The organism is Kribbella amoyensis, from assembly GCF_007828865.1.
GTDB classification, from domain to species: Bacteria; Actinomycetota; Actinomycetes; order Propionibacteriales; family Kribbellaceae; genus Kribbella; species Kribbella amoyensis.
Genome location: NZ_VIVK01000001.1, coordinates 2,933,230 through 2,955,099, shown reverse-complemented (window position 1 = coordinate 2,955,099; position 21,870 = coordinate 2,933,230). Strand labels below are relative to the sequence as shown.

Below are 21,870 nucleotides of genomic sequence, written 5' to 3'. Positions count from 1 at the left end.
GTTCTCGCGCGCAGAGTGGAGTCCCATGGCCCTGACCGACGTGGCCATCGAGCGGATCAAGGCGATGATCCTCGACGGCAGCCTGAAGCCGGGTGACCGGCTGCCGCGCGAGGCCGACCTGGCCGAGCAACTGCGGATCTCGCGCAGTTCGCTGCGCGAGGCGGTCAAGGCGCTGGCGATGATCCGGATCCTCGACGTCCGGCGCGGTGACGGCACCTACGTGACCAGCCTGACGCCGGAGATCCTGCTGGAGACGATGGGCTTCATCATCGACGTCCACCAGGACTCCAGTGTGCTCGACCTGTTCGAGGTCCGGCGCGCGCTCGAACCGATGGCCGCCGAGAAGGCCGCCCGGCTGATGTCCGACGCGGACGCGGCCGGGCTGCTCGCACTGGTCGACTCGATCACCGCCGACGCGCCGGTCGACGAGGTGGTCGCGAACGACCTGGAGTTCCACCACCGGATCGCCGAGGCCTCCGGGAACGCGGTGCTGTGCTCGTTCATCGACGGGGTGGCCGGCCGGACCCACCGGGCCCGGCTCTGGCGTGGCGTGACCCAGCAGGACTCGTTCGACCAGACCCGGCGGGAGCACCGCGCGATCGCGCTGGCCATCGCCGACCGGCAGCCGAGTATCGCGGCCGCCCACTCGCTGTCGCACGTGGCCGGGATCGAGAACTGGATCCGCCGTCACCTCACCGACCTCACGCCCGAATGAACGTCGGCGCCCGCTTCTCGGCGAAGGCGGCTCGCCCCTCGGCCGCGTCCTGGGTCGCGAAACAGACAGTCTGCAGGTCGCGCTCGTAGCGGACCGCCTGCTCCAGCGGCATCGAGGCGGCCGCGGCCAGGTTCGCCTTCGCCGTCTCCACCGCGATCGGTGCCCGGCTCGCGATCGTGGCCGCCACCTCCAGCGCCCGTGGTACCAGGTCGTCCGGTGCGAGGACCTCGCTGACCAGGCCCCACGCGAGGGCCCGTTGTGCGTCGATCGGATCACCGGTCATCAGCATCAGCGCGGCGTTGCTGCTGCCGATCGACCGCTCCAGCAGGGCCGACATGCCACCGCCGCCGATCCAGCCCAGCTTGACCTCCGGCGCGGCCAGCTTCGCCGTCGCCGAGGCGAGCCGGACGTCGCAGATCAACGCGGTCTCCAGTCCGCCGCCCAGCGCGTACCCGTTGATCGCGGCAACGATCGGCTTCCGGAGCAGCTTCAGCGAGTCGCAGTAGTCGGCCCGGTTCCGGAACTCCCACGGGGTCCGGTACTTCGCCAGCTCACCGATGTCCGAGCCCGCGCAGAACGCCCGATCACCCGCACCCGTCAGGACGACCGCGCGGACCTCGTCGTCCTCGTTGCAGCGTTGCGCCAGCTCGACCAGCCGGTCCGACATCGCCTGCGTGACCGCGTTGAGTTTCGCCGGCCGGTTCAGGGTGATGACGGCGACCTGGCCGTCCAGGTCGAACCGCACGTCGTCCGTCATCGTGTACTTCCTTCCGTCGGGCGAATGCCGTTCAGATAAAGGGTGTCCAGCTCGCTCGACCCGGCCGCGATCGACGAACCGCCCGTGACGACCGACCGGACCACCTCGGCGGCCTCGGTCTGGAACGCGATGTACCCGTCGTACCGCGGCCGCACCCACGCCTGCGTCACAGAGCGCAAGGTGTCCCGGTAGAAGCCGCCCACCGGGTCGTTCACCGAGTCGGCGAGCCACGCACTCCGCAACGACGGCTGCCCGGAATGCGCCGGAATGAAGGCCTCCTGCGCATCCCGCGACAGCAACCACCCGAGGTGCTCCACCAACTCCGGCGTCACCTCACAGCGCCGCGTCACCGCGAGCCCGGTCCCACCGAGCGTCGATCCCACTCGGCCACCCGGTACCGAACTCGGCGCGTCGGTGAAACTGACCCGCCGATCGAGCGTCGTGGCCGAGTAGTTCACGTACCCGTAGACCAACGGGCAGTGCGCGACCGAGTCCCCGTGCACCATGTCCTCGAGCAGCCCGATCGGATCGAGCTCGACCGTGTACCGCGGCGCCCGCGCGACCAGGTCGGTCATCAACTCCAGCGCCCGCGTGCCGGTCGCCGCAGCCACGAACCCCTCGGACCCACCCGGCTCCTCGCCCAACGCCACGCAGATCGACGCGAACGTCAACAGCGCATGCGGTCCGGCCACGGAGAGCGCTACCGGTACCCGCTGCGACAGCGCGACGACGTCGGACCAGAGCACCGGCATTTCGCCGGCCAGGTCGACCCTGGTCGCCGCGACCTGCGTGGCCGCGTCCAGCGGGAGCGCCCAGACGTGCCCGTCGAGCGTGTACGACGCGAAGCTCGGGCCGGCCGTCTCGGTCGCCCAGCGCCGCAGGTCCCCGGGATCGAAGACCTCGTCGAGCGGCCGGAGACAGTCGTGGGCCAGCGCCTCGCCGAGATGCGGATGGTCGAGCACGATCACGTCGTACCGGCTCGCCAGGTCCGCGATCGGGGTGGACTCGAACCCGCTGAGCGGATGCGTGTCCCAGTCGATCGTTGCCCCCGGCATCGTCCCGGACGCCGCGACCAGCGCGTCCCGGCCGCGCGGATGGTCCCAGGTGAGACCGCGGTACGCGCCGGTCACGACGCCTGCGCGGATCGATCGGCCGTGGCCCCTTCGAGCCGGGTCTCGGCGACCGCACCCGACCCGAGCAGCTCCGCGATCTCCTCGGGACCGAACCCGGCCTCCGCCAGTACCTCCGCGCTGTGCTCACCGACCAGGGGCGCGCCTCGCTCGATCCGGGCCGGCGTCCGCGCGAACTTGTACGGGAAGCCCGGCGTCTTCACCCGGCCCTCGGTCGGATGGTCGTACTCCACGAAGGTCCCGTTGAAGGCGATCTGCGGATCGTCGACCAGGTCCTGGTAGTCGTACACCGGCCCGGCCCAGATCCCCGCGGCCGACAACTCCGCCAGCCACTCCTCGGTCGGCCGGGTCACCAGCCGGTCGGCGGTCCGCCGGAAGATCTCGTCCCGGTGCGTCCAGCCGTGCACCTCCGAGTCCATCGCCAGGAAGGTGTCCTCGCCGATCACCCGGCCCAGCGTCGGCAGGTCGGGCATCGCCAGCGCGAGGAACCCGTCCGCCGTCCTGAAGGTCCCGTACGGCGAGCGGATGTACACGTGCGCGTGCGGCTCGCTCCCACGCTGCTGCGGAACGCCGCCGGCCGTGAAGACCGACAACTCCTGCATCTGCAGGGTGGTGATCGCGTCCAGCATGTTCACCTGGACGAGCTGTCCCTCGCCGGTACGCTCCCGATGCAGCAGGGCGGCGAGCACGGCCTCGAACGCCGTCGACGCGGTCACCGCGTCCACCAGGTACTGGCCGGCCGGCTGCGGTGGTTCGCCGTGCCGACCGGTCGACAGCATCGCGCCGGATCTTGCCTGCAGCAACAGGTCCTGGCCGGGCAGGTTCCGGTGCGGCCCGTCCTCGCCGTACCCGGACATCGACACGTAGACCAGCGACGGGTTGATCGCCGACAACGTCGCGTAGTCGACGCCGAGCCGCTCGGCCACGCCCGGACGGTAGTTCTGCAGGAAGACGTCGGCGCGTTCGACCAGCCGGAGCAGCACGTCCTTGCCGGCCGCCGACTTGAGGTCGACGGCGAGCGATCGCTTGTTCCGGTTGAGGGAGAGGAACGACACGTTGATCGCGTTGCCCTGGGCCCCACCGGCCGCGGCGTGCCGTTGCCACTCACCGGTGACCGGTTCGACCTTCACCACGTCCGCACCGAGATCACCGAGCCGTTGCGCCGCGAACGGGCCGGCCATCGCGATCGAGCAGTCCAGGACGCGGTACCCGTCGAGGATTCCGGCGGTCTCGGTCATCGGGGATTCTCCTCGGGTTGGCCGCCGGTACGGCGGATCGTGGCCCGGACCGACTCGGTCGCCTCCGGGCCGTCCAGCACTCTGATCGTGGTCCGGTACGTCCGCGACTCACCGTGTTCGAGCCAGGTCATCGACCCGTCCGCCCGGGCCGCGGCGTCCCCGGCGACCGCGTGCGTGGACGGCTCCAGGCCGATCGCGTACTGGCCGCTGCGCAGGTTCTGCCACTCGAAGAACGCCGGCATCGTGGCCGCGTCCCAGGCGACCTCCACTCCGAGCGAACCGTCCGCGCGGATCAGCGCGACCCGCGAACGGCCGGACTCGTCGGCGACCACCTGGTGCTCGAAGACCTGCTCGACGAACCCCGGCTGCGGTCCCGGCAAGGTCCGGTACGAGACGCCCTGCTCGGCCACCGAGTCGCTGCACCAGGTCGTGGCCGTGATCGGCGCGACGAACTCGGTGCCCTCGTCGACCAGCGGCCAGCCGAAGTTCAGGTGGTACAGGAACATGTGCGGGGTCCGCTCGAAGCCGAGGTTGTCCACCACGTCGTGCAGCCGCAGCTCCAGGCCGTCGAAGTCGAGCTCCACGGTCCGGGTCAGTCGCAGGTGCTCGCCGAACGAGGTCGCCTGGATCACCTCGCCGCGGACCCGCAGGACGCACCGGTCGCCGTCCCACACTTCCGTTGCCTCCAGCAACCGAGCGGGGATCGCGGTGAGCCGGCCGTGCAACCCGTGCGTGACGGCCGGCTTCGGCGGGTAGCCGTACCCGGTCGCGTCGACCTCGCCGCCGAACAACGTGTGGTCGAGACCGCCCGACACCAGCAGGCCGTCGAGCGCACGCAACCAGGACAGCCCACCCTCGTCGTTGTGCTCGTGCAGCCCCGGATGCCGGAAGCCGTTGCCCGACCGCCAGCCGACCGGCACACCCCGGTACCGGGCGGCGCCGAGGTCCATCGCCCGGTCGACGAGCACGTCCACCTCGAACCCGGCCGCGCTGCGGAGCTGGACCGCCCGGACCCCGCGTTCCACGCCGTTGCTCAGCTCGATCTGCCGGATGCCGGCCACGCTGTCGGGGTCACCGGTCCGCTCCCGCAGTTCGCGGGCCGTCAGGTCCTGTCCGAAGATCCGCAAGCCACTCACTCCATGATCCAGCCGCCGTCGACGTTGACCGTCTGCCCGGTCACGAACGACGAGTCGGCACCGAGCAGGAACGACACCACCGACGCCACCTCGTCGGCGGCACCACGGCGCTTGATCGCCTGGTGCTCCAGCACGAACGCGGTGTACGCCTCCGGGTTCTCGTGGATCGCCTCGGCCCTGGTCGGGAACGCGCCCGGCGACACCGCGTTCACCCGGAGGCCGTGCGGCCCGAGTTCGCGGGCGAGTGCCCTGGTCAGCGCGACCGCGGCGCCCTTGGTACTCACGTAGCTGGCCAGCCGTTCCCAGCCACCGTGCCAGGTGATCGAGGCGACGTTGACGATCCCGCCCGACCGCCGCGGCACCATCAGCCGGGCCGCCGCCTGCGCCGCGACGAAGGAGGCCCGCTGGTTCACGGCGACCACGTCCTCGTACTCCTCGACCGGGACGTCCAGGAACGGCGTGGCCGGGTAGATCGCGGCGTTGTTCACCAATCCGGCCAGCGCACCGAGCCGGCGCTCGGTCTCCTCGATCGCGCCCGTCAACGCCGCGGTGTCCCGCAGATCGACCGGCAGGACGGCGTACTCCGCGCCCGCTTCCTTCAAGGCGGCCGCGGATGCGTCGAGCTCCTCAACGGGGAGGTCCAGCAGGGCGACGGCGTACCCGTCGGTGGCCAGGCGAAGTGCGGTCGCGCGACCCAGGGCACCGGCGGCACCGGTCACGACGACACTGCGTGGTGCTGTGTCCGTGGACATCGAGTGGTCCTCTCAGTCGAAGGCGGGCTTGCCGACCAGCCGGCGGCCGGCTCGGTCGGGACGGACGTGCGGGCCGGCCTGATGTCCCCAGTCGGCGGCGTCACCGAGGTCGGCGATGGCGGCCTCGTCAAGGGTCAGGCCGAGGCCGGGCGCCGAACCGAGGACCAGGTGCCCGTCGGCGATCACCTGGTCGGCGCTGATCCCGATCGGGTGGCCGAAGTCCTGCAGCTCGATCGACAGATGGTTCGGGACCGAGGCCGCCGCGTGGCCGAGCGGGTTCGCGGAGTACGCGACCGGGCTGACCGGCAGGTCGAACGCGTGCGCCAGCGCCGCGACCCGGAGGAAGTGGGTGATGCCCCAGACGCTCCCGGTCTGCACCACGTCCACCGCGTTCGCCTGGACGAGCGGCCGGAACTGCTCGAGCCCGGTCAGGTTCTCCCCCGTGGCCACGGCTGCCTTGACCGACCGGGTGACGAGGGCGAGGCCGTCGACGTCCCAGCGACGGACCGGCTCCTCGATCCAGGCGAGGTCGTGCCGCTCCTCGATCCGGCCGATGTGCCGGACCGCCTCCTTGCGCGACCAGGACTCGTTCGCGTCCAGCATCAGCGCCGGGACCTGCCCGGTCGCGTCGCGGTACAGGTCGCTGACCAGGTCGAGCCGGCGCAGGTCGGTCCCGACGTCGAGGCCGCCCTTCAGCTTCACCGCGCGCAGGCCGCGGTCCGCGAACCGCTTGTGCAGGGCAACGAGTTCCTCGTCCGGGAGCGGCCCGTCCAGCCCGGACGCGTACGCCGGGACGACGTGGTCGCGGGCACCGAGCGTCCGCCACAACGGTTCGCCGGCCGCCTTCGCCTTCAAGTCCCACAGGGCCAGGTCGAGCGCGCCGATCGTGCCGAAGACGGCACCGCCGTGGCCGCTCTTGAACACCCAGGCGAGCATCCGGTCGTACAGCGCGACCACGGAACGCGGGTCCTGGCCGTCGAGCGCACCGAACAGGCTCTCGACCCCGGCGTGCGAGCCCAGGCCGATCCCCTCCAGGCCGGTGTCGGTCTCGAGCACGACGACCGGGACCGAGGTCTTGCCCGATCCGACCGCCCCGTTCACGTCGCCGATCGGGCGGCCCCAGTCGTGCACGGTGGTGAGCGTGCGGAATCCAGTGATACGCATGTCCGGCGCTATCCCTTCGTCGCCCCGGCGGTGACGCCGTCGGTGATCTGCCGCTGGAAGAACAGGTAGACGAGGATCACGGGGAAGACCGCGACCAGGACGCCGCCCGCGAACAACGGGATGTTGTCGGAGTACTGCCCGCGCAGCGCCGTCACCCCGACCATCAGGGTGCGGTTGCGCTCGGACTGCAGGACGAGCAGGGAGATCAGCACGTCGTTCCAGCAGAACAACGCGTTCAGGATGCCCACCGACAACAACGCCGGCCGGCCGATCGGGACCATGATCCGCCGGTAGATCCCGAGCGTGCTGCTGCCGTCCACCCGGGCCGCCTCGATCACCTCCTGCGGGACGCGGGCGTAGAAGCTCGTCATCAGGAAGATCGTGAACGGCAGGAACTGCCCGGTGTAGGCGAGCACCAGGCCCAGGTGCGTGTCCAGCAACCCGGCCTGCCCGAGCACCCGGAAGAACGGCACCATGATCACCTGGAACGGAATCATCAACGCACCCAGGCAGAGCAGGAACAACGACTTGCGGCCGCGGAAGTTCAGCTGGCTGAACGCGAACCCGGCCATCGACCCGAGCAGCAGCAACAATGCCACCGCACCGGCCGTGACGATCACCGAGTTCAGCGTGTACCGGCCGAGTCCCGAGCTGTTCCACGCCTCGGCGAAGTTGGCGAAGCTCACGTGCTCGGCCGGCGCGAACCGGTCCAGCACGTACTCCCGGCGCGACTTCATCGCCACGTTGAGCGTGAACAGCATCGGGTACACCGTGGCCAGCGCGAGCAGGAGCATCGGTACCGCGATCACCCAGCGGGCGACGCCGCGTTCCCTCATCTCAGGCCTCCTTGGTGGCGCGCTTGATCAGCCGCAGTTGCGCGAACCCGACGAAGAGCATCAGCACGAACAGCACCATCGACGCCGCCGAGGCGAGCGCCGGGCTGTTCATCTGCCCCTGGGTGATCCAGATGTAGAGCTCCGGCAGGTACGTCGCGCCGCCCGGACCGCCCGCGGTCATCACGTAGAGCAGGCCGAACATCCCGGTCAGCAGACCGATCATCGTGGTCACGAAGACGAACTGGATGGTCCGGCTGAGCTCGGGGATCACCACGTGCCGGACGGTCTGGGCCAGGTTCGCGCCGTCGCACCGGGCCGCGTCCAGCAACGACTGGTCCAGCGTCGCGAACCCGGCCAGGAAGATCACCAGCGCCATCCCGAAGGTGGCCCAGATGTGCACCGCGATCACCGAGAAGATCGCCACCTTGCCGTTGCCCAGCCAGTCGACCGGACCCAGTCCGGCCCGGCCGAGCAGCTGGTTCACCGGACCGTCGAAGGACAGCAGGATGTTGAAGATCGCGCCGATGATCACCGGCGACAGCACCACCGGGAAGAAGTACACGCTGCGGTAGAACCGGTGCCCGGGGACCTTGAGGAACAGGAAGGTCGCCAGGATCCCCGGGATCGCGACCGCCACCGGCAGGGCCAGGAACAGCAGGCCGACGTTCTTCAGCGCGATCCCGAACACCCGGTCGTGCAGCAGCGCCCGGTAGTTGTCCAGCCCGACGAACACGCCGTTCCGCTCGCCGTCGCCGGTGAGCGAGTACTGCGCGCCGAGGAACAACGGGATCACCCGCAGCGCGACGATCACCAGCACCGACGGGGCGAGCAGGATCCACGGCGCGAGCTTGTGCTCGGCGATCCGGAACCGCCGGACCGCGGTCGCCCGCCGCGGTGCGGCCACTGCCTGCGAAGTCACTTGTCCGACGCCGCCAGCTGCGTGAGGGCCTGGTCCACCGTGACGTCACCGTTGATCAGCTGCTGCGACAACCGGTGGATCAGGTCCAGCGTCTTGGCCGAGAGCGCGGTGTGCAGCAACGGCTTGCTGTCCGGCAGCCAGGACACGATCGACTTCACCGCCGGCACGGTCGCGTCCGAGGTGTCGATGGTGGTGTCCGCCGCGATCGCGCCGGCGTTGCCGTAGAAGAGCTTGAGCGCGTCCGTGCTCGCCAGGCTCTTGACCAGGTCGACGGCCAGCTCCTGGTTCTTGGTCCACTTCATCACGCCGTACCCGATGCCGCCCTCGGCCGGCAGGTAGGTCTTGGTCGCGTTCGCCGGGTTCAGCACCGGCGGCTGGTACACCCCGAGGTCGGGGCCGAGGAACTCGTCGAAGTCCTTCCAGTGCGCGGTGTCGGAGATCAGCCCGATCACGTTGCCGCCCTTGCCACCGGAGAACATCGTGAACTGGTCCATGAACATCGCGGTCGAGTTGACGCCCTGGTTGTACCAGCCCTCGTCGTTGCTGGACTTCCACAACTGGAAGATCTGCTTGACCTCAGGAGAGGACCAGTCCCGCTTGCCGGCGAGCCAGGCGTCGTACTGCTGCGGGCTGAACACGCCGGGCGCGAAGCCGGACAGGAAGAACTCGATCCCGAGGCCCTCCTTGTTGCCGAGGTTGAAGCAGGCCGTGCCCGCCTTCTTGATCGCGGCGCAGTCGGCCTTCAGCTCGGCCAGCGAGGCCGGCGGCTTCTCCGGGTCCAGGCCGGCCTTCTTGTAGACGCTCTTGTTGTAGTAGAAGGGGAAACCCTGCAGCGTGATCGGGACGGCATACGTCGTGCCCTTGTCCTTGAACGCGTCCCAGCCGGTCAGCCGCTCGCTCAGGTCCTTGGTCTTCTCGTCCAGCGGGATCAGCGACGCGGCCCGCTCGCGCAGCTGGGCGCCGCCGTTGAACATCGCCAGATCCGGTCCCTTGCCGGCCTGGATCGCCGTGCCGAGCAGTGTGTAGTACTGGTCGTACGGCTGGGCGACGAACTCGACCTCGACGCCGGGGTGCTTGCCCTCGAAGTCGGTCTTGGCCTTGTCGTAGTACGCCTTGGTCTTCGCGTCGCCCGAGTGCCAGTCCCAGACGACCAGCTTGCCGGACTCGGCGGCGCCCTGGGATCCCCCGCTCGCCTCCGGTGCGGCGGCACCGCAGGCGCCGGCCGTCACGGCCAGCAGCGGCGCCAGGGCGGCGAGCACCCAGCTACGCCTCGGCTGACGGAACCACCTCGGGGTCTGATCTGACGCGGTCGGCATGACGCCCTCCTGAAGTCGATCGGCGGCTCCACCAGGACAGCCACCGCTTCAGCGATTGTCAGTTGTCTGTTGACTGCTGTCAACGGCTTGTTGTCTGGTGACTCGGTGCGGCAGAATCGAAACCGATCGTTCACAACTCTTCGGGGAGGCCACGGTGGCATCGGGTTCCGAGCAGCCGGCCGTGACGCTGGGTCCGGCCGCGCGCGCCCGCCGGCCCGCCCGGCTGGCCGACCTGGTGGTGGAGTCGATCGTTGACGCGATCCTGTCCGGCGAGCTCCGGCCGGGCTCGGCACTGCCGCCGGAATCCGCGCTGTCGGAGACCTTCCAGGTCAGCCGGATCACGGTGCGTGAGGCCGTCAAGGCGCTGGAGGCGAAGGGCCTGGTCGCGGTCCGGCAGGGCGTCGGCGCCGTGGTCACCGACGACACCAGGTGGAACCTGCTCGACGCGGCCGTGCTCGCCGCCGCGGTGAAGCACGACGCGAACCTGACCATCCTGGACGAGCTGGTCCAGGTCCGGATCGCGCTCGAGTCGAGCCTCGCCGCCGAGGCCGCCGGCCACGCCACCGACGAGGACCTCGCCGAGCTGCAGGCGATCTTCCACCGGCTCGAGGCCGACGTCCGGACCCCGGCGGTCTTCATCGAGACCGACGTCGAGTTCCACGACCGGATCATGGCCGCGTCCGGCAACCGGCTGGCCCGGTCGATCGTCAGCACCGTGCACAGCCAGGCCCGCACCAGCCTGCGCTACCAGGGTCACCCCGGCGTCGAGGACGTTGCCATCAGCAACGAGGAGCACTGGCGGATCCTGGACCGGATCCTGGACCGGGACGCCGCCGGGGCCGCCCAGGCGATGACCGACCACATCCGCTCCGCCTGGGAGCGCCGCCGCCCGCCCGCCCGCTCGGGCGACTGATTCCGCACCACCCCTGAGGCTCGATACATCCGATGTATCGAGCCTCCTTTTCGATGTGCCCGAACTCTTGACCCTCCGTTGCGGCCCGTCTACGTTCAGACGTCATACCTGACAGACAACAGACGACTGAGGAGTCACCCCGATGGGTCGTAGACGAAGTCGCCCCCTCCCCGTCCTCGCCACCTTGCTCGCCGCCGCGCTCGGACTCTCCGTGCTCGGCCTCGACGGCACCGCGTACGCCGCCGGTCCGGTCACCATCGCGGTGTCCCCGACCGGTCAGGCGGCCGGCGCCGACCACGTCGTCCGCACCTTCGAAGCCGCCCAAGGACTCGTCCGGGCCCACTCGGCCCGCCGCGACGTCCGGGTGATCGTGGCCGGCGGCATCCACGAACTCGCCCGGCCGCTGCGTTTCGACGCCCGGGACGGCGGCCGGAACGGACACCGGGTCACCTGGACCAGCGCCCCTGGCGAGCGCGCGGTCCTGTCCGGCGGATCCCGGGTCACCGGCTGGACCCTGGCCGATCCCGCGAAGAACATCTGGGTCGCGAAGGTCCCGGCCGGGACCACGACCCGCCAGCTGTACGCCGACGGCAAGCTCGCCGAGCGCCCGCGGTTGATGCTCGCCCCCGACAAGAAGAACCGCGCCCACCTGTCGTTCAGTCCTCGCGGCCTGACCGTGAACGACCCAGCCCTGGCCGCCAAGTTCGCCGCGCTCCGGGACACGTCCGGCCTGGAGCTGGAGGAACTCGGCTCCTTCACCGACCGGTACTCCCCGGTCAGCTCGATCGAGGGCAACGAGCTGGTGATGACCCAGCCGGCCTGGGAGAACAACAACTTCGGGTACGACACGCTCAAGTCGCCGTACAACCGGGGCGCGCTGTACCTGAACAACGCCTACGAGTTCATCGACAGCCCGAACCAGTGGGCGCTGGACTCGAAGGCGGGCAAGCTCTTCTACAAGCCCGCCGACGGCCGGTCGGCCGGTGACTCCGAGATCCGGTTGCCGCGGCTGGAGTCGCTGATCCAGATCGGCGGCAGCTACGCGGAGCCGGTCCGCGACCTGACCTTCTCCGGGCTGCAGTTCTCCGACACCACCTGGCGCTTCCCGAGCGGACCGCAGGGGTACGCCGACCAGCAGAGCGGCGCGCACATCGTCGGCAAGTACAACCCGCCGGCCGACTACCTGACCAGCTGCCAGGACGGCTGCCCCGAGTTCGAGGCGACCCGGAACGAGTGGCACCAGATCCCGGCCGCGGTCCAGGTCTCGGCGGCCTCGCACATCACCTTCGACGGCAACGTCTTCACCCGGCTCGGCCAGGTCGGCCTCGGTCTCGGCATGGACCCGAACGCCCACGCCTCCGGACCCGGGTACGGCGCCGGCGAGATCGATGTCCAGGGCAACCGCTTTACCGACAGCGCGGCGTCCGCGATCGTGGTCGGTGGGGTCCAGCCGGACGCCCACCACCCGCGCGACCCGCGGATGACGAACCACGACGTCCGGATCGTCGACAACACGATCAGCGGCGTCTCGAAGAACTACCGCGACAACGCCGGCATCCTGGCCACCTACGTGACCCGCGCGACGATCTCGCACAACACCCTCACCGACCTGCCGTACGACGGCATCGACATCGGCTGGGGCTGGGGCATCAACGACCCGGGCGGCAACGAGTACTACCTGAAGGCCGGCCTCTACGAGTACCAGCCGATCTACACCACGCCGACCACGTTCCGGGAGAACGCCGTCAGCCACAACCTCATCCACGACACCAAGCAGGCGATGCACGACGGCGGCAGCATCTACACGCTGTCCTCGAGCCCCGGCACCGTGATCGAGCGCAACTACGTCTACGACAGCCGGGAGACGTTCGGCGCCCTGATCGACCAGGGCACCCGGTACGTCGTGATGCGCGAGAACGTGTTCCTCGGCAGCAGCCGCTGGGTCTACGTCAACGCCGACGACAAGGACCCGGAGACCTTCAACACCAAGGACAACCTGATCACCGGCAACTGGTGGGACGTCGGCCCGGCCCGTAATCCCGAGGGACCGGGCTACAACAACCGGCTGGTCGGCAACACCCAGGTCACCGACGGCGTCTTCCCACCGGAGGCCCAGCGGGTGATGACCGAGGCGGGCGCCCGCCGCTGACCGGATAACCTGGGCCGCCTGGGCTCGGTACGGATCGATGCCTTCGTCCGTCCGTGAGGAGAGCGGCCACCCGGTGAACACTTCCCCCGCCCCGCCGTCGACGGTCCGCCCCGCACCGGTTCTGCCGTACCGGGCGCTGATCTGGCTGGCCGTGGGGACGTTCTCCACCGGGATCGACGGCTACGTGCTGGCCGGCCTGCTGCCCTCGATCGCCACGGATCTCCAGGTGACCGAGGCGCTGGCCGGCCAGCTCGTCTCGGTGTTCGCCCTGACCTCCGCGCTGGCGGCACCACTGCTCGGTACGGTCACCAGCGGGTGGGAACGACGGCGCACGATCACGCTGGCGCTGGCCGTGTTCATCGTCGGGAACCTGCTCGTCGCCGTGGCCCCGACATACGCGGTCGCGCTCGGCGGCCGGGTCGTCGCGGCCCTCGGCGGGAGCCTGCTGACCGCTGCGATCACCGGGTACGTCATCCACCTGGCGCCACCCGAGCATCGCGGCAAGGCGTTGTCGTTCGTGCTCGGTGGATGGATGACCGCGACCGCTCTCGGCGTCCCGGTCGGCCTGGTGCTCGGGCAGTCCAGCTGGCGTTTCCCCTTGATCATGGTCGCCGTGACCGGGACGGTCGCGCTGGCCGGCATCCTGCTCAAGCTGCCGCGGCTGCACCTGCCGGCCGGCTCGCTCGCCGACCGGCTCCGGCCGCTCCGCCAGCCCCGGTTGGTGGCCGGGTTGCTGGTGACCACGGGCATCCTGTGCGCCAGCTACACCTGCTTCACCTATGCGGTGCTCATCCTCGGTCCGACCCACCAGGCCGGCTGGATGATGATCGTCATCATGTTCGGCTACGGCGTGGCCAGCATGCTCGGCAACGCCGTCACCGGGCGGCTCGCGGACCGCTTCACCCCGCTCCGGGTGCTGACCGTGCTCCTCGTCGGCCTGTTCGTCGACGCCACCGTGGGCGCGATCGCGTTCTCGGTCGCCGCGCCCGGCGTGATCGCGGTCCTCGGCCTGGTCTGGTTCTTCGCCGCCGGGATCGGCAACGGCGGCGCCGCGGTCCCGCAACAGGCCCGCCTCGCCGCGATGGCGCCGACCTCGGTGGCGATCGTGATGGCGTTGAACGGCAGCGCGATCTCCTTGGGCTCCGCGCTCGGTGGTGGTCTCGGCGGACTCGCGTTGACCGCCGGCGTCCCACCGCCCGGCCTGCTGTACGTCGCGGCCGCCGTGCTCGCGGTCACCCTCGCCCTGCATGGCCTGGTCGCGAGGTCCGACCAGGCCGTTGCTCAGCGCAACTAGAGCGCCGAGCTGCCGACGTCGGCCAGGCGTTTGGCCCGGTCCAGGTCGACGGCGCCGTCCGCGATCACGACGGCGTACCGGTTGGTCATCGTGGTGTCGCGGCCGAACGTGACCTCTTCGCTGAAGAACGGGGCCGGGCCGAGGCAGCCGAACGGCTGGGACCGGGCGAACCACTGCGGCGGGTGCTGCGCGTTCGACGGCGCGTCCACCATCACGACCGACGACGTGCCCTCGACCTCGTCGTGCTTGCCGGTGAAGGCCATCCACGGCGCGCGCTGTCCTCGCAGCTCCTCCCCGGTCGCGCCGTCCGGACCGAGGACGGTACCGCCCGTGAACGACCGCGGTCCACGCCAGAACAGCCCGCCGTACCCCGCGTCCGGCCGCCCCTCGGTCGTCGGCGAACCGATCACGATGTCCTCGCCGCTGACGTTCCGCATCGACGTCTCGAAGGTCAGCGTCCAGGCGGACTGCTCGGCCGCCAGGCGCGCGGTGAGCTGCCGGCTCTCCTGGACCACCTCGGTGCCGTCCTGGCGGAACCACTCCAGCTCGTGGCCGAAGTGGAACACGCCTTCGACGATCTCGGCCCGGTCGGTCCGGCGGTGCCGCGCCGAGCCGTTGTTGTCGAGCTGGACGTACCCGCGGCCGTTGCGGAAGCTGGGTCCGCCCCAGAAGTTGTCGGCCCCGAAGTGCGGCAACGACCAGGCGATCCCGACATGCCAGTAGTGGTCGTGCGGCCGGTAGATGCTGACCAGCCGGCCACTCGGGGTCCGCAGCGGATGCAAGTACGGCCGCGGCGACTCGTACTGCGCCGCGCCGGACTGGTAGACGTAGGTGAACAGCTCGGTCCCGGCGGCCGCCACGGAGACGCTGCTGGTCCCGTCGTCCTGGTAGGTCAGGTCGCTCATGCGACGGTCTTCCCTTCGTTCCACGGTTCGTTGAATCCGTCCATCCGATCCGCGAACACCCCGCCCTGCTGGATCTCGGCGCGGCCGACCGGTCGCTCGGTGATCGCGGACCGGTAGATCGCGGCGATCAGCTCCATCGTCACGGCCGCCTGCTGCAGCGACACGGGTGGCGTCGTGCCCTCCGATCGCGCCCGCAACCAGGCCGCGTACTGCGATCGGTGGCCGCTGCGACCGCCCTCGACCGGGGTCCAGGTCAGCTCGTCGGCGCCCGGTGCGGCCGTGAAGGTCCAGTCGTCACCGGTGTACCCGTACAGGTGGTCCAGCTCGACGGTCGCGCGTTCGTAGTCGAAGCGGAGGTAGGAGTCCTGGCGAGGCGAGACCAGCGAGTTCGTGATCGTCGCGACCGCGCCGGACTCGAACCGCACGATCGCGCAGGACACGTCCTCGGTCGCGGTCCGGCGAGCCAGCTTCCCGGCGTACGCGGTGACCTCGGACCACGGTCCCCACAGGTCGAGCAGGAGGTCGAACTGGTGGATGCCGTGACCCATCGTGGGTCCGCCGCCTTCGATGTCCCACTTGCCGCGCCAGGGCACGTCGAAGTACGGCTGGTCGCGGCACCAGAGGGTGTTGCAGACGCCCACCAGCGGACGGCCGAGCGAACCGTCGCGGTGCAGTTGCCGGAGTTGCTCGGCGCCCGGTCCGAACCGGTGCTGGAAGATGCAGCTGACCGTGCCCGGTGACCGCTCCTCGACCTCGGCGAGCTCGCGCAACTGACGCAGCGACAACGTCGGCGGCTTCTCGACGACCACGTTCACGCCGGCCTCGAGTGCCTCGATCGCGAGCGGGACGTGGCTGGCCGGTGGCGTACAGACGACGACGGTGTCGATGTCCCCGGGCGCCAGGATCTCGGCCAGCGAGGTCCCGGTCCGCAGTCCTGGCCGACGGTCGGCGAAGGCCTTCGCGCGGTCCGGGTCGAGGTCGGCACAGGCGACCAGGCGGACCTGCTCGGCGAAGGTGGACAGCGCGTCGGCGTGGGCGTTGGCGATCCCGCCGGTCCCGACGATCGCGACGCCGTACGGCGGTCCCGGCGAGGTGGATTCGGTCCGGTCTGCGGTGGGTGACATGCGCGCTCTCCTCCAGCTGAGGGGGTATGCGTTTTCCGGGCCGTTCCACGAAATTAGTGATCGATCACATTCGTGTCAAGAGGCGGCCACGGCCAGTCCCGGCCGTAGAGTCGTGATCGATCACGCACCATTCGCGGGAGCGGTCGGTGCGAGGAGGAGGGGCCTGTGACCGACGAACCGCGCCGGGCGACCATTCACCAGGTGGCGAGGCTGGCCGGTGTCTCGCACCAGACCGTCTCGCGCTACCTGCGCCACGACGCCGGGATGAAGCCGGACACCCGGCAGCGGGTCGACGCCGCGGTCAAGGCGCTCGACTACCGGCCGAACCTGGTGGCCCGGTCGATGCGGACCCGGCGGACGGACCGGCTCGCCGTCGTCCTGCCCTCGCCGCACTGGTTCCCGGTCCGGCTGATGATCGCCGCCTCGGCCACCGCGCACGCGGCCGGGTACCAGCTCGACGTGGTCAGCGCCGAGGGGAGTACCGAGGAGCGGATCGCCGAGCTGGCCGACTCCGGGCAGGTCGACGGCATCCTGTCGCTCGCGCCGGTGGACAGCCCACCGGACACGCGGATCCCGATCCTGGTCAGCGGCACGTACGACCAGGAGATGCACGGCGCCGGCGAACTGGCCGACGGCTCCGCGGTGAGCGAGATCGTCGAGCACCTGGCCGGCCTCGGTCACCGGACCTTCTTCCACCTCGCCGGACCGCCGAACTACACCTCCGCGCGCAACCGCAAACTCGTCTACCTGGAGACGATCGCCCGCCTCGGCCTGCGCTCGTACGGCGTCGCCGACACCAACTGGTCCGCCCAGGCGGGGTACGACGCGATCGCCGCCCTGCCCGCGGACAGCGGCGTCACCGCGATCATCGCCGCGAACGACGGCCTGGCGATGGGCGCGATCCGGGCCACCACCGACCGCGGCCTGCGCGTCCCCGAGGACGTGAGCGTGTTCGGCTGGGACGACGAGGAGCTCGGCCGCTTCGCCACCCCGGCCCTCTCCACCGTCGCCGTCGACCGCGAAGCCCAAGGCCGCGAAGCGATCCTCCACCTGATCGCGACGATCCGCGGCGAACCGGCGCCCGCCAAATCCCCCCGAGACCTCAACCAACTGGTCTTCCGCGAGTCGACAGCACCCCCGCCGGACTGAACTACTGCGGAGTTTCGTTCTTGGAGTCCGCCGGCGGCTGCTCTTCCTGCGGATGCTCCTGCGGCAGCTTCCGCGCGGGCTTGGTCTCGTCGTCCCAGACCTTCTTCGAGCGGGCCAGTTGACGGACCAGGCCGGGCAGCTTGGCGGGGCCGAACAGCAGGACGACGATGGCGAGGACGACGAGCCATTCGCCACCTTCGGGCAGGGCGATCAGACCGGTCACGGGGCACCACTTCCCAACTCTTGCTCTACTTCCAGCGTAGGTCGGCGGTCCACGCTCACGAGGAGCCGGCCGCCGGCTGGTACGCGCAGGCGTCGTCGAGGTTCTGCGGCGTGCCCGGCGTCTCGGAGGTCTTCGGGGGCTTGGAGGTCTGCGGCAGCCTCGGGGTCTTGGTGGTACCAGGCGTCGCGGGACTTGTCGGCGGGGTGATCGGCGGGGTGGTGGACTTCGGCGTGATCGCGGTCCGGACCAGCTTGCGCATCGCCGGGTAGTCCGGCTTCCGGCCGTTGGGGAAGTTCTTGTCCTTGTCCAGGTCGACGTTGGACACCTTCGCGCCCTTCACCTTGAGCCCGAGCTCGACGAACGCGGGCAGGATCTCCTGCGGGATGTCGGTCCGCAGCAACTGCTTGCCGGCCGCGGCGATCTGCTGGTACTTCGTCACCAGCGTGGCCGGGTTGACGCTGTTCACCAGGGCGTGGATCGTGCAGCGCTGCCGCTCCTGCCGGGACGGGTCGCTCAGCCCGTACCGGCCGCGGGCGAACCAGAGCGCGTCCGGCCCGTTCAGCTTCTGGTCCGGACCCGGTTGCAGGTACCGGGACGGCAGCTTGTGCCCGTTCGTCCCGGGCCCGACGCCGTAGTCGCCGCCGACCGGGACCTTGTAGTTGATGTTGACCGTGATCCCGCCGAGCGCGTCGATGATCGACTCGAATCCCTGGAGGTTCACCTGCAGGTAGTAGTCGATGTCCAGGCCGAGTGCCGCCCCGGCCGCCAGCTTCACCACGTCGGCGCCTGGGTTGTCGGTCTGGCCGAGGATGCCGGGATGCGCCTTGGGCACGTTGTCGTACATCGAGTCCAGGTAGTACTCCGGCTGCTCGACGTTGCCCAGCTTCGGATCCCAGTACCCGTCCGGGTACTCGGTGTGCAGCGGCGAGTCGGCCGGGAACGGCATCCGCATCCAGTTCCGGCTCAGCGAGATCAGCGCGGTGTCGCCGGTCCGGGTGTCGATACTCGCGACGATCACGGTGTCGGTCCGGGTCCCGGTCCGGCCGTCGCCGTCGTCGGCCCCGAGCAGCAGCAGGTTCAGCCGGGGCGTCCCGGCCCACGGGTCCTTCTTGTCCACCTTCGGCCGGGTGGCGCTCTTGGAGTTCCCCTCGGAGGCGAACACGCTGCCGACCAGGTCGCGCTGCGCCATCACGGTCTGCGCGGCGACGGTGGTCGGGACCACGATGCCGAAGCACAGCAGCCCGACCACCATCGACCCCGCCAGCCGCCCGGTCATCGACAGGCTGACCGGGCGCAGCAGTTTGTGCGACGCCACGACGACCCAGATCCACCCGGCCGCGAGCAGCACCAACGCGGTGGTCACGACCAGCAACCGGGTGGGCGAGACGGCGAGCGCGACGATCGCGTCCCGCTGGGTCAGCCCGAAGTACGCCCCGGCCGCCAGCAACCCGAGGCTGATCGTCAGCACGACCGCACCGAGCTTCCGCCGGCCACCGATCACCAGCCCGGACCCGGGGACCAGCGCGCTCACCAGCGTGAGCCCGATCGCCCGCGTCGCCGTCCGGGCCCGATGACCCCGCCGCCGGACCCGCCGTCCAGCCGCGGGCGTCGCTCGCCGTCCCGCTGCGCGTCTACTGCGCGACATCTCTCCAGCCCTCGTAGTCCGCCACCTGCCGAACTACCGACGCGCTGCTCCCCTCACCGGTTGACACGGTTGTCTTTGTGCACGCATCAGCCGTTCGAGCGCCCACAACCCGACCGAACTGCGCACAAAGTCGGGTTCAGCGCTTCAGTACGGTCGCCGGGCGGGTTTCGTCCGGCCCGACGCCTGGGTACCGGGCCGGACGCACCGGCTATCGGACTCCCGGGAGGTGTGGATGAGACGGGTGATCGCGGCGCCGTTACTGGCCGCGGTACTGCTGGCTGGTTGTGCCGGCCCGGACCAGCAACTCCAGGACGCCGCCGAACAGGCCGCCGCGAACGGCGCGTCGGAGGTGGGTACCACCAGCCTCGCCGTTCGCCAGTTGCTCGACCACAACCTCTGGCAGCAGCCCGCCGGCCAACTGGTCGAAGACGCCGAGAAGGCGATCGGCAAGGTCGTCACCGGGTTCGACGCCGAGCAACCCGCGTCCGCGGAGTCCCGCCGGACGTACGACGAGGTCAGCCGGGCCCTGGACGACGCGGCGGCCGCGGTCACCGCGACCCGGATCGCGCTCGGCAACGACGACCTGGCCACGGCCGCCCGGCAACTCGGCGTCCTCGATCGGAGCGCCGCCCGGTTACGGGAGCTGGCCGGGTGAAACGCCTCGTCGGGGTCACGCTCGGGATCCTCACCGCGATCGGCGGCTTCGTCGACATCGGTGACCTGGTCACCAACGCGCTGGTCGGCTCCCGGTTCGGGATGCGGCTCGCCTGGGTGGTGGTCGTCGGCGTGATCGGCATCTGCCTGTACGCCGAGATGGCGGGCCGCGTGGTCGCGTTGTCCGGGCGGCCGGTGTTCGACCTGATCCGGGAACGGCTCGGCCGGCGGACCGGGCTGGTCACCCTGATCGCGTCGTTCCTGGTCACCCTGCTGACGTTGATCGCCGAGATCGGCGGCGTCGCGCTCGCGCTCGAACTGGCCAGTGGCGTGCAGTACCTGCTCTGGGTACCGCTCGCCGCGATCGCGGTCTGGCTGGTGATCTGGCGGGTGAAGTTCTCCCGGCTGGAGCAGGTGTTCGGCCTGCTCGGACTGCTGCTGATCGGGTTCGCGGTCGCGCTCTGGCAGCTCGGCCCGGACTGGGGCGACCTGATGCATCAGGCAACCACTCCGCGGCCGACGGGGAACGAGTCCTGGCTGACCTACGCGTACTACGCGATCGCGTTGTTCGGCGCGGCGATGACCCCGTACGAGGTGTTCTTCTTCTCCTCCGGCGGGGTCGAGGAGAAGTGGAACCGGCGGGACCTGGTGACGGCCCGGTCGAACGTGTTCATCGGGTTCCCGCTCGGTGGGCTGCTGTCGCTCGCGATCGCGGGGTGTGCCGCCGTGGTGTACCTGCCGGCCGGGATCGAGGTCGGCACGCTCGGCCAGGTGACGCTGCCGACCGCCATGGCGCTGGGTCAGCTCGGTCTGGCGGTCGTCCTGGTCGGAGTGTTCGCGGCGACCTTCGGGGCCGCGCTGGAGACGGCGCTCTCGTGCGGGTACACGATCGCGCAGTACCGCGGCTGGCAGTGGGGCAAGCTGGTCCGGCCACGGGAGGCGTCGCGGTTCCACCTGGTGATCATCATCTGCCTGGTGCTGGCGATCCTCACCCTGCTGACCGCGGTCGACCCGGTGAAGGTGACCGAGTACTCCGTGGTGTTCGCCGCGATGGCGCTGCCGCTGACGTACCTGCCGATCCTGATCATCGCGAACGACCCGGACTACATGGGCCGGCACACGAACGGGCCGGTGCTCAACTTCTTCGCCCTGATCTACCTCGGCTTGTTGCTGCTGGCATCGATCGCGGCGATTCCGCTGATGATCGTGACGAAAGCGGGGCAATGATGGCCGGACGCGTCCTGCATGCCCAGCTCCACCTGCTGGACCGGCAGCTGGCCGACCAGCGCGACGGCCGGCTGCTCGGCAAGGTGGACGACGTCGAACTCGACCTGGACGCCGAGGTCCCGGTGGTGTCCGCGCTGATCGCCGGCGGGGTCCGGATCCCGGCGAGCCAGGTCATCGAGATCGACACCGCGATCCAGATCCGGCGTGGGGATCTCGACCTGGATCGCCAGGACGACTGGGTCGAGCAGCATGTCATCGACCACATCCCAGGAGCCGGCGATGCGACTGAATGACCTGCTCGGCCACCGGGTCCACGACAGCGCCGGCGAGGACATCGGCGGAGTGGCGGACGTCCGCCTGGTCCAGGACGGTCCCCTGCTGTCGTCGAACCAGAGTGCCCTCCGGGTCGACGGCCTGATCGTGGTGGAACACAAGTCCACCAGGCTCTTCGGCTACGAACGGCACGTCGGCCCGGCGTTGCTCCGGTGGCTCGTCCACCGCCGACTCGGCGCCGTCTGGTACCTGCCGTGGGAGGACGTCGAACGCATCACCGACCACGTCGTCCAAACCCGATCGGGCCGCGAAGACCTCCGCCCGCTCGAGGAACTGGCCCGGTACTGACCG

At 70.2% G+C, this 21,870-nt stretch carries 22 protein-coding genes; 9 read left to right on the top strand and 13 right to left on the bottom strand.

Annotated elements, in window-relative coordinates; translation table 11 throughout:
- Positions 1-25: 25 nt before the first annotated feature.
- On the top strand, positions 26-715 hold the full coding sequence (locus FB561_RS14090; RefSeq protein ID WP_145806811.1) for a FadR/GntR family transcriptional regulator: 690 nt from the start codon (positions 26-28) through the stop codon (positions 713-715).
- Here FB561_RS14090 and FB561_RS14085 read toward each other — a convergent pair.
- Genes FB561_RS14085 through FB561_RS14045 form a run of 9 tightly spaced genes read right to left on the bottom strand, consistent with a single transcriptional unit; the run spans position 702 to position 9,963 of the window.
- A complete protein-coding gene (locus FB561_RS14085) occupies positions 702-1,472 on the bottom strand; it encodes an enoyl-CoA hydratase/isomerase family protein (RefSeq protein WP_145806809.1) in 771 nt (256 codons plus the stop codon). The two genes, FB561_RS14090 and FB561_RS14085, sit on opposite strands and share 14 nt — an antisense overlap.
- Positions 1,469-2,602 (bottom strand): hypothetical protein, encoded by a 1,134-nt coding sequence (locus FB561_RS14080; RefSeq protein ID WP_202880613.1) that lies wholly within the window; start codon positions 2,600-2,602, stop codon positions 1,469-1,471. Before FB561_RS14080 ends, FB561_RS14085 begins: the two co-directional genes overlap by 4 nt.
- Positions 2,599-3,840 (bottom strand): CaiB/BaiF CoA transferase family protein, encoded by a 1,242-nt coding sequence (locus tag FB561_RS14075; RefSeq protein WP_145806805.1) that lies wholly within the window; start codon positions 3,838-3,840, stop codon positions 2,599-2,601. Before FB561_RS14075 ends, FB561_RS14080 begins: the two co-directional genes overlap by 4 nt.
- Entirely contained in the window at positions 3,837-4,967 is a 1,131-nt protein-coding gene (locus FB561_RS14070; protein WP_170284668.1) for a DUF4432 family protein, read from the bottom strand. Before FB561_RS14070 ends, FB561_RS14075 begins: the two co-directional genes overlap by 4 nt.
- A gap of 5 nt (positions 4,968-4,972) precedes the next feature.
- Positions 4,973-5,728, bottom strand: a complete 756-nt coding sequence (locus FB561_RS14065; protein WP_145806801.1) for an SDR family NAD(P)-dependent oxidoreductase — start codon at positions 5,726-5,728, stop codon at positions 4,973-4,975.
- Between the two features lie 12 nt (positions 5,729-5,740).
- Positions 5,741-6,892 carry a mandelate racemase/muconate lactonizing enzyme family protein gene (locus FB561_RS14060; RefSeq protein WP_145806799.1) on the bottom strand — a complete coding sequence of 384 codons (1,152 nt, stop codon included), beginning with the start codon at positions 6,890-6,892 and terminating at the stop codon, positions 5,741-5,743.
- 8 nt (positions 6,893-6,900) lie between these two features.
- Positions 6,901-7,728 carry a carbohydrate ABC transporter permease gene (locus tag FB561_RS14055; RefSeq protein WP_145806797.1) on the bottom strand — a complete coding sequence of 276 codons (828 nt, stop codon included), beginning with the start codon at positions 7,726-7,728 and terminating at the stop codon, positions 6,901-6,903.
- A 1-nt stretch (position 7,729) separates the two neighbouring features.
- The gene (locus tag FB561_RS14050; protein WP_202880612.1) at positions 7,730-8,647 is read right to left on the bottom strand and encodes a carbohydrate ABC transporter permease; all 918 of its coding nucleotides are present in this window, start codon (positions 8,645-8,647) and stop codon (positions 7,730-7,732) included.
- Positions 8,644-9,963 (bottom strand): ABC transporter substrate-binding protein, encoded by a 1,320-nt coding sequence (locus tag FB561_RS14045; RefSeq protein ID WP_145806795.1) that lies wholly within the window; start codon positions 9,961-9,963, stop codon positions 8,644-8,646. Before FB561_RS14045 ends, FB561_RS14050 begins: the two co-directional genes overlap by 4 nt.
- A gap of 154 nt (positions 9,964-10,117) precedes the next feature.
- Between FB561_RS14045 and FB561_RS38990 the strand changes: the two genes are divergently transcribed.
- The 3 genes from FB561_RS38990 to FB561_RS14030 all read left to right on the top strand — a co-directional run bounded on the left by FB561_RS38990 (position 10,118) and on the right by FB561_RS14030 (position 14,319).
- On the top strand, positions 10,118-10,876 hold the full coding sequence (locus FB561_RS38990; protein ID WP_202880611.1) for a FadR/GntR family transcriptional regulator: 759 nt from the start codon (positions 10,118-10,120) through the stop codon (positions 10,874-10,876).
- A gap of 142 nt (positions 10,877-11,018) precedes the next feature.
- Positions 11,019-13,025 carry a right-handed parallel beta-helix repeat-containing protein gene (locus FB561_RS14035; RefSeq protein WP_145806793.1) on the top strand — a complete coding sequence of 669 codons (2,007 nt, stop codon included), beginning with the start codon at positions 11,019-11,021 and terminating at the stop codon, positions 13,023-13,025.
- A 73-nt stretch (positions 13,026-13,098) separates the two neighbouring features.
- The gene (locus tag FB561_RS14030; RefSeq protein ID WP_238334808.1) at positions 13,099-14,319 is read left to right on the top strand and encodes an MFS transporter; all 1,221 of its coding nucleotides are present in this window, start codon (positions 13,099-13,101) and stop codon (positions 14,317-14,319) included.
- Here the strand turns inward: FB561_RS14030 and FB561_RS14025 are convergent.
- Positions 14,316-15,224, bottom strand: a complete 909-nt coding sequence (locus FB561_RS14025) for a DUF6807 domain-containing protein (protein ID WP_145806789.1) — start codon at positions 15,222-15,224, stop codon at positions 14,316-14,318. The genes FB561_RS14030 and FB561_RS14025 overlap by 4 nt on opposite strands.
- Entirely contained in the window at positions 15,221-16,348 is a 1,128-nt protein-coding gene (locus FB561_RS14020; protein WP_145806787.1) for a Gfo/Idh/MocA family protein, read from the bottom strand. The genes FB561_RS14025 and FB561_RS14020 overlap by 4 nt, the downstream gene beginning before the upstream one ends.
- Before the next feature lie 165 nt (positions 16,349-16,513).
- On the opposite strand from FB561_RS14020, the gene FB561_RS14015 reads away from it, so the two are divergent.
- Positions 16,514-17,497, top strand: a complete 984-nt coding sequence (locus FB561_RS14015) for a LacI family DNA-binding transcriptional regulator (protein ID WP_238334807.1) — start codon at positions 16,514-16,516, stop codon at positions 17,495-17,497.
- Position 17,498: 1 nt separating this feature from the next.
- Here the strand turns inward: FB561_RS14015 and FB561_RS14010 are convergent, their stop codons facing one another.
- A complete protein-coding gene (locus FB561_RS14010; RefSeq protein WP_145806785.1) occupies positions 17,499-17,720 on the bottom strand; it encodes a twin-arginine translocase TatA/TatE family subunit in 222 nt (73 codons plus the stop codon).
- A 55-nt stretch (positions 17,721-17,775) separates the two neighbouring features.
- Positions 17,776-19,365: an LCP family protein gene (locus tag FB561_RS14005; RefSeq protein ID WP_145806783.1), complete on the bottom strand. Its 1,590-nt coding sequence runs from the start codon at positions 19,363-19,365 to the stop codon at positions 17,776-17,778.
- Between the two features lie 232 nt (positions 19,366-19,597).
- Here FB561_RS14005 and FB561_RS14000 point away from each other — a divergent pair, with 232 nt between their 5' ends.
- From FB561_RS14000 to FB561_RS13985, 4 genes are read left to right on the top strand one after another with little or no spacing between them, the layout of a single operon-like run.
- A complete protein-coding gene (locus FB561_RS14000) occupies positions 19,598-20,020 on the top strand; it encodes a hypothetical protein (RefSeq protein WP_145806781.1) in 423 nt (140 codons plus the stop codon).
- Positions 20,017-21,246 (top strand): NRAMP family divalent metal transporter, encoded by a 1,230-nt coding sequence (locus FB561_RS13995; protein WP_145806779.1) that lies wholly within the window; start codon positions 20,017-20,019, stop codon positions 21,244-21,246. Before FB561_RS14000 ends, FB561_RS13995 begins: the two co-directional genes overlap by 4 nt.
- On the top strand, positions 21,243-21,539 hold the full coding sequence (locus FB561_RS13990; protein WP_202880610.1) for a hypothetical protein: 297 nt from the start codon (positions 21,243-21,245) through the stop codon (positions 21,537-21,539). Before FB561_RS13995 ends, FB561_RS13990 begins: the two co-directional genes overlap by 4 nt.
- Positions 21,526-21,867, top strand: a complete 342-nt coding sequence (locus tag FB561_RS13985) for a PRC-barrel domain containing protein (protein WP_145806778.1) — start codon at positions 21,526-21,528, stop codon at positions 21,865-21,867. Before FB561_RS13990 ends, FB561_RS13985 begins: the two co-directional genes overlap by 14 nt.
- Positions 21,868-21,870: the final 3 nt, after the last annotated feature.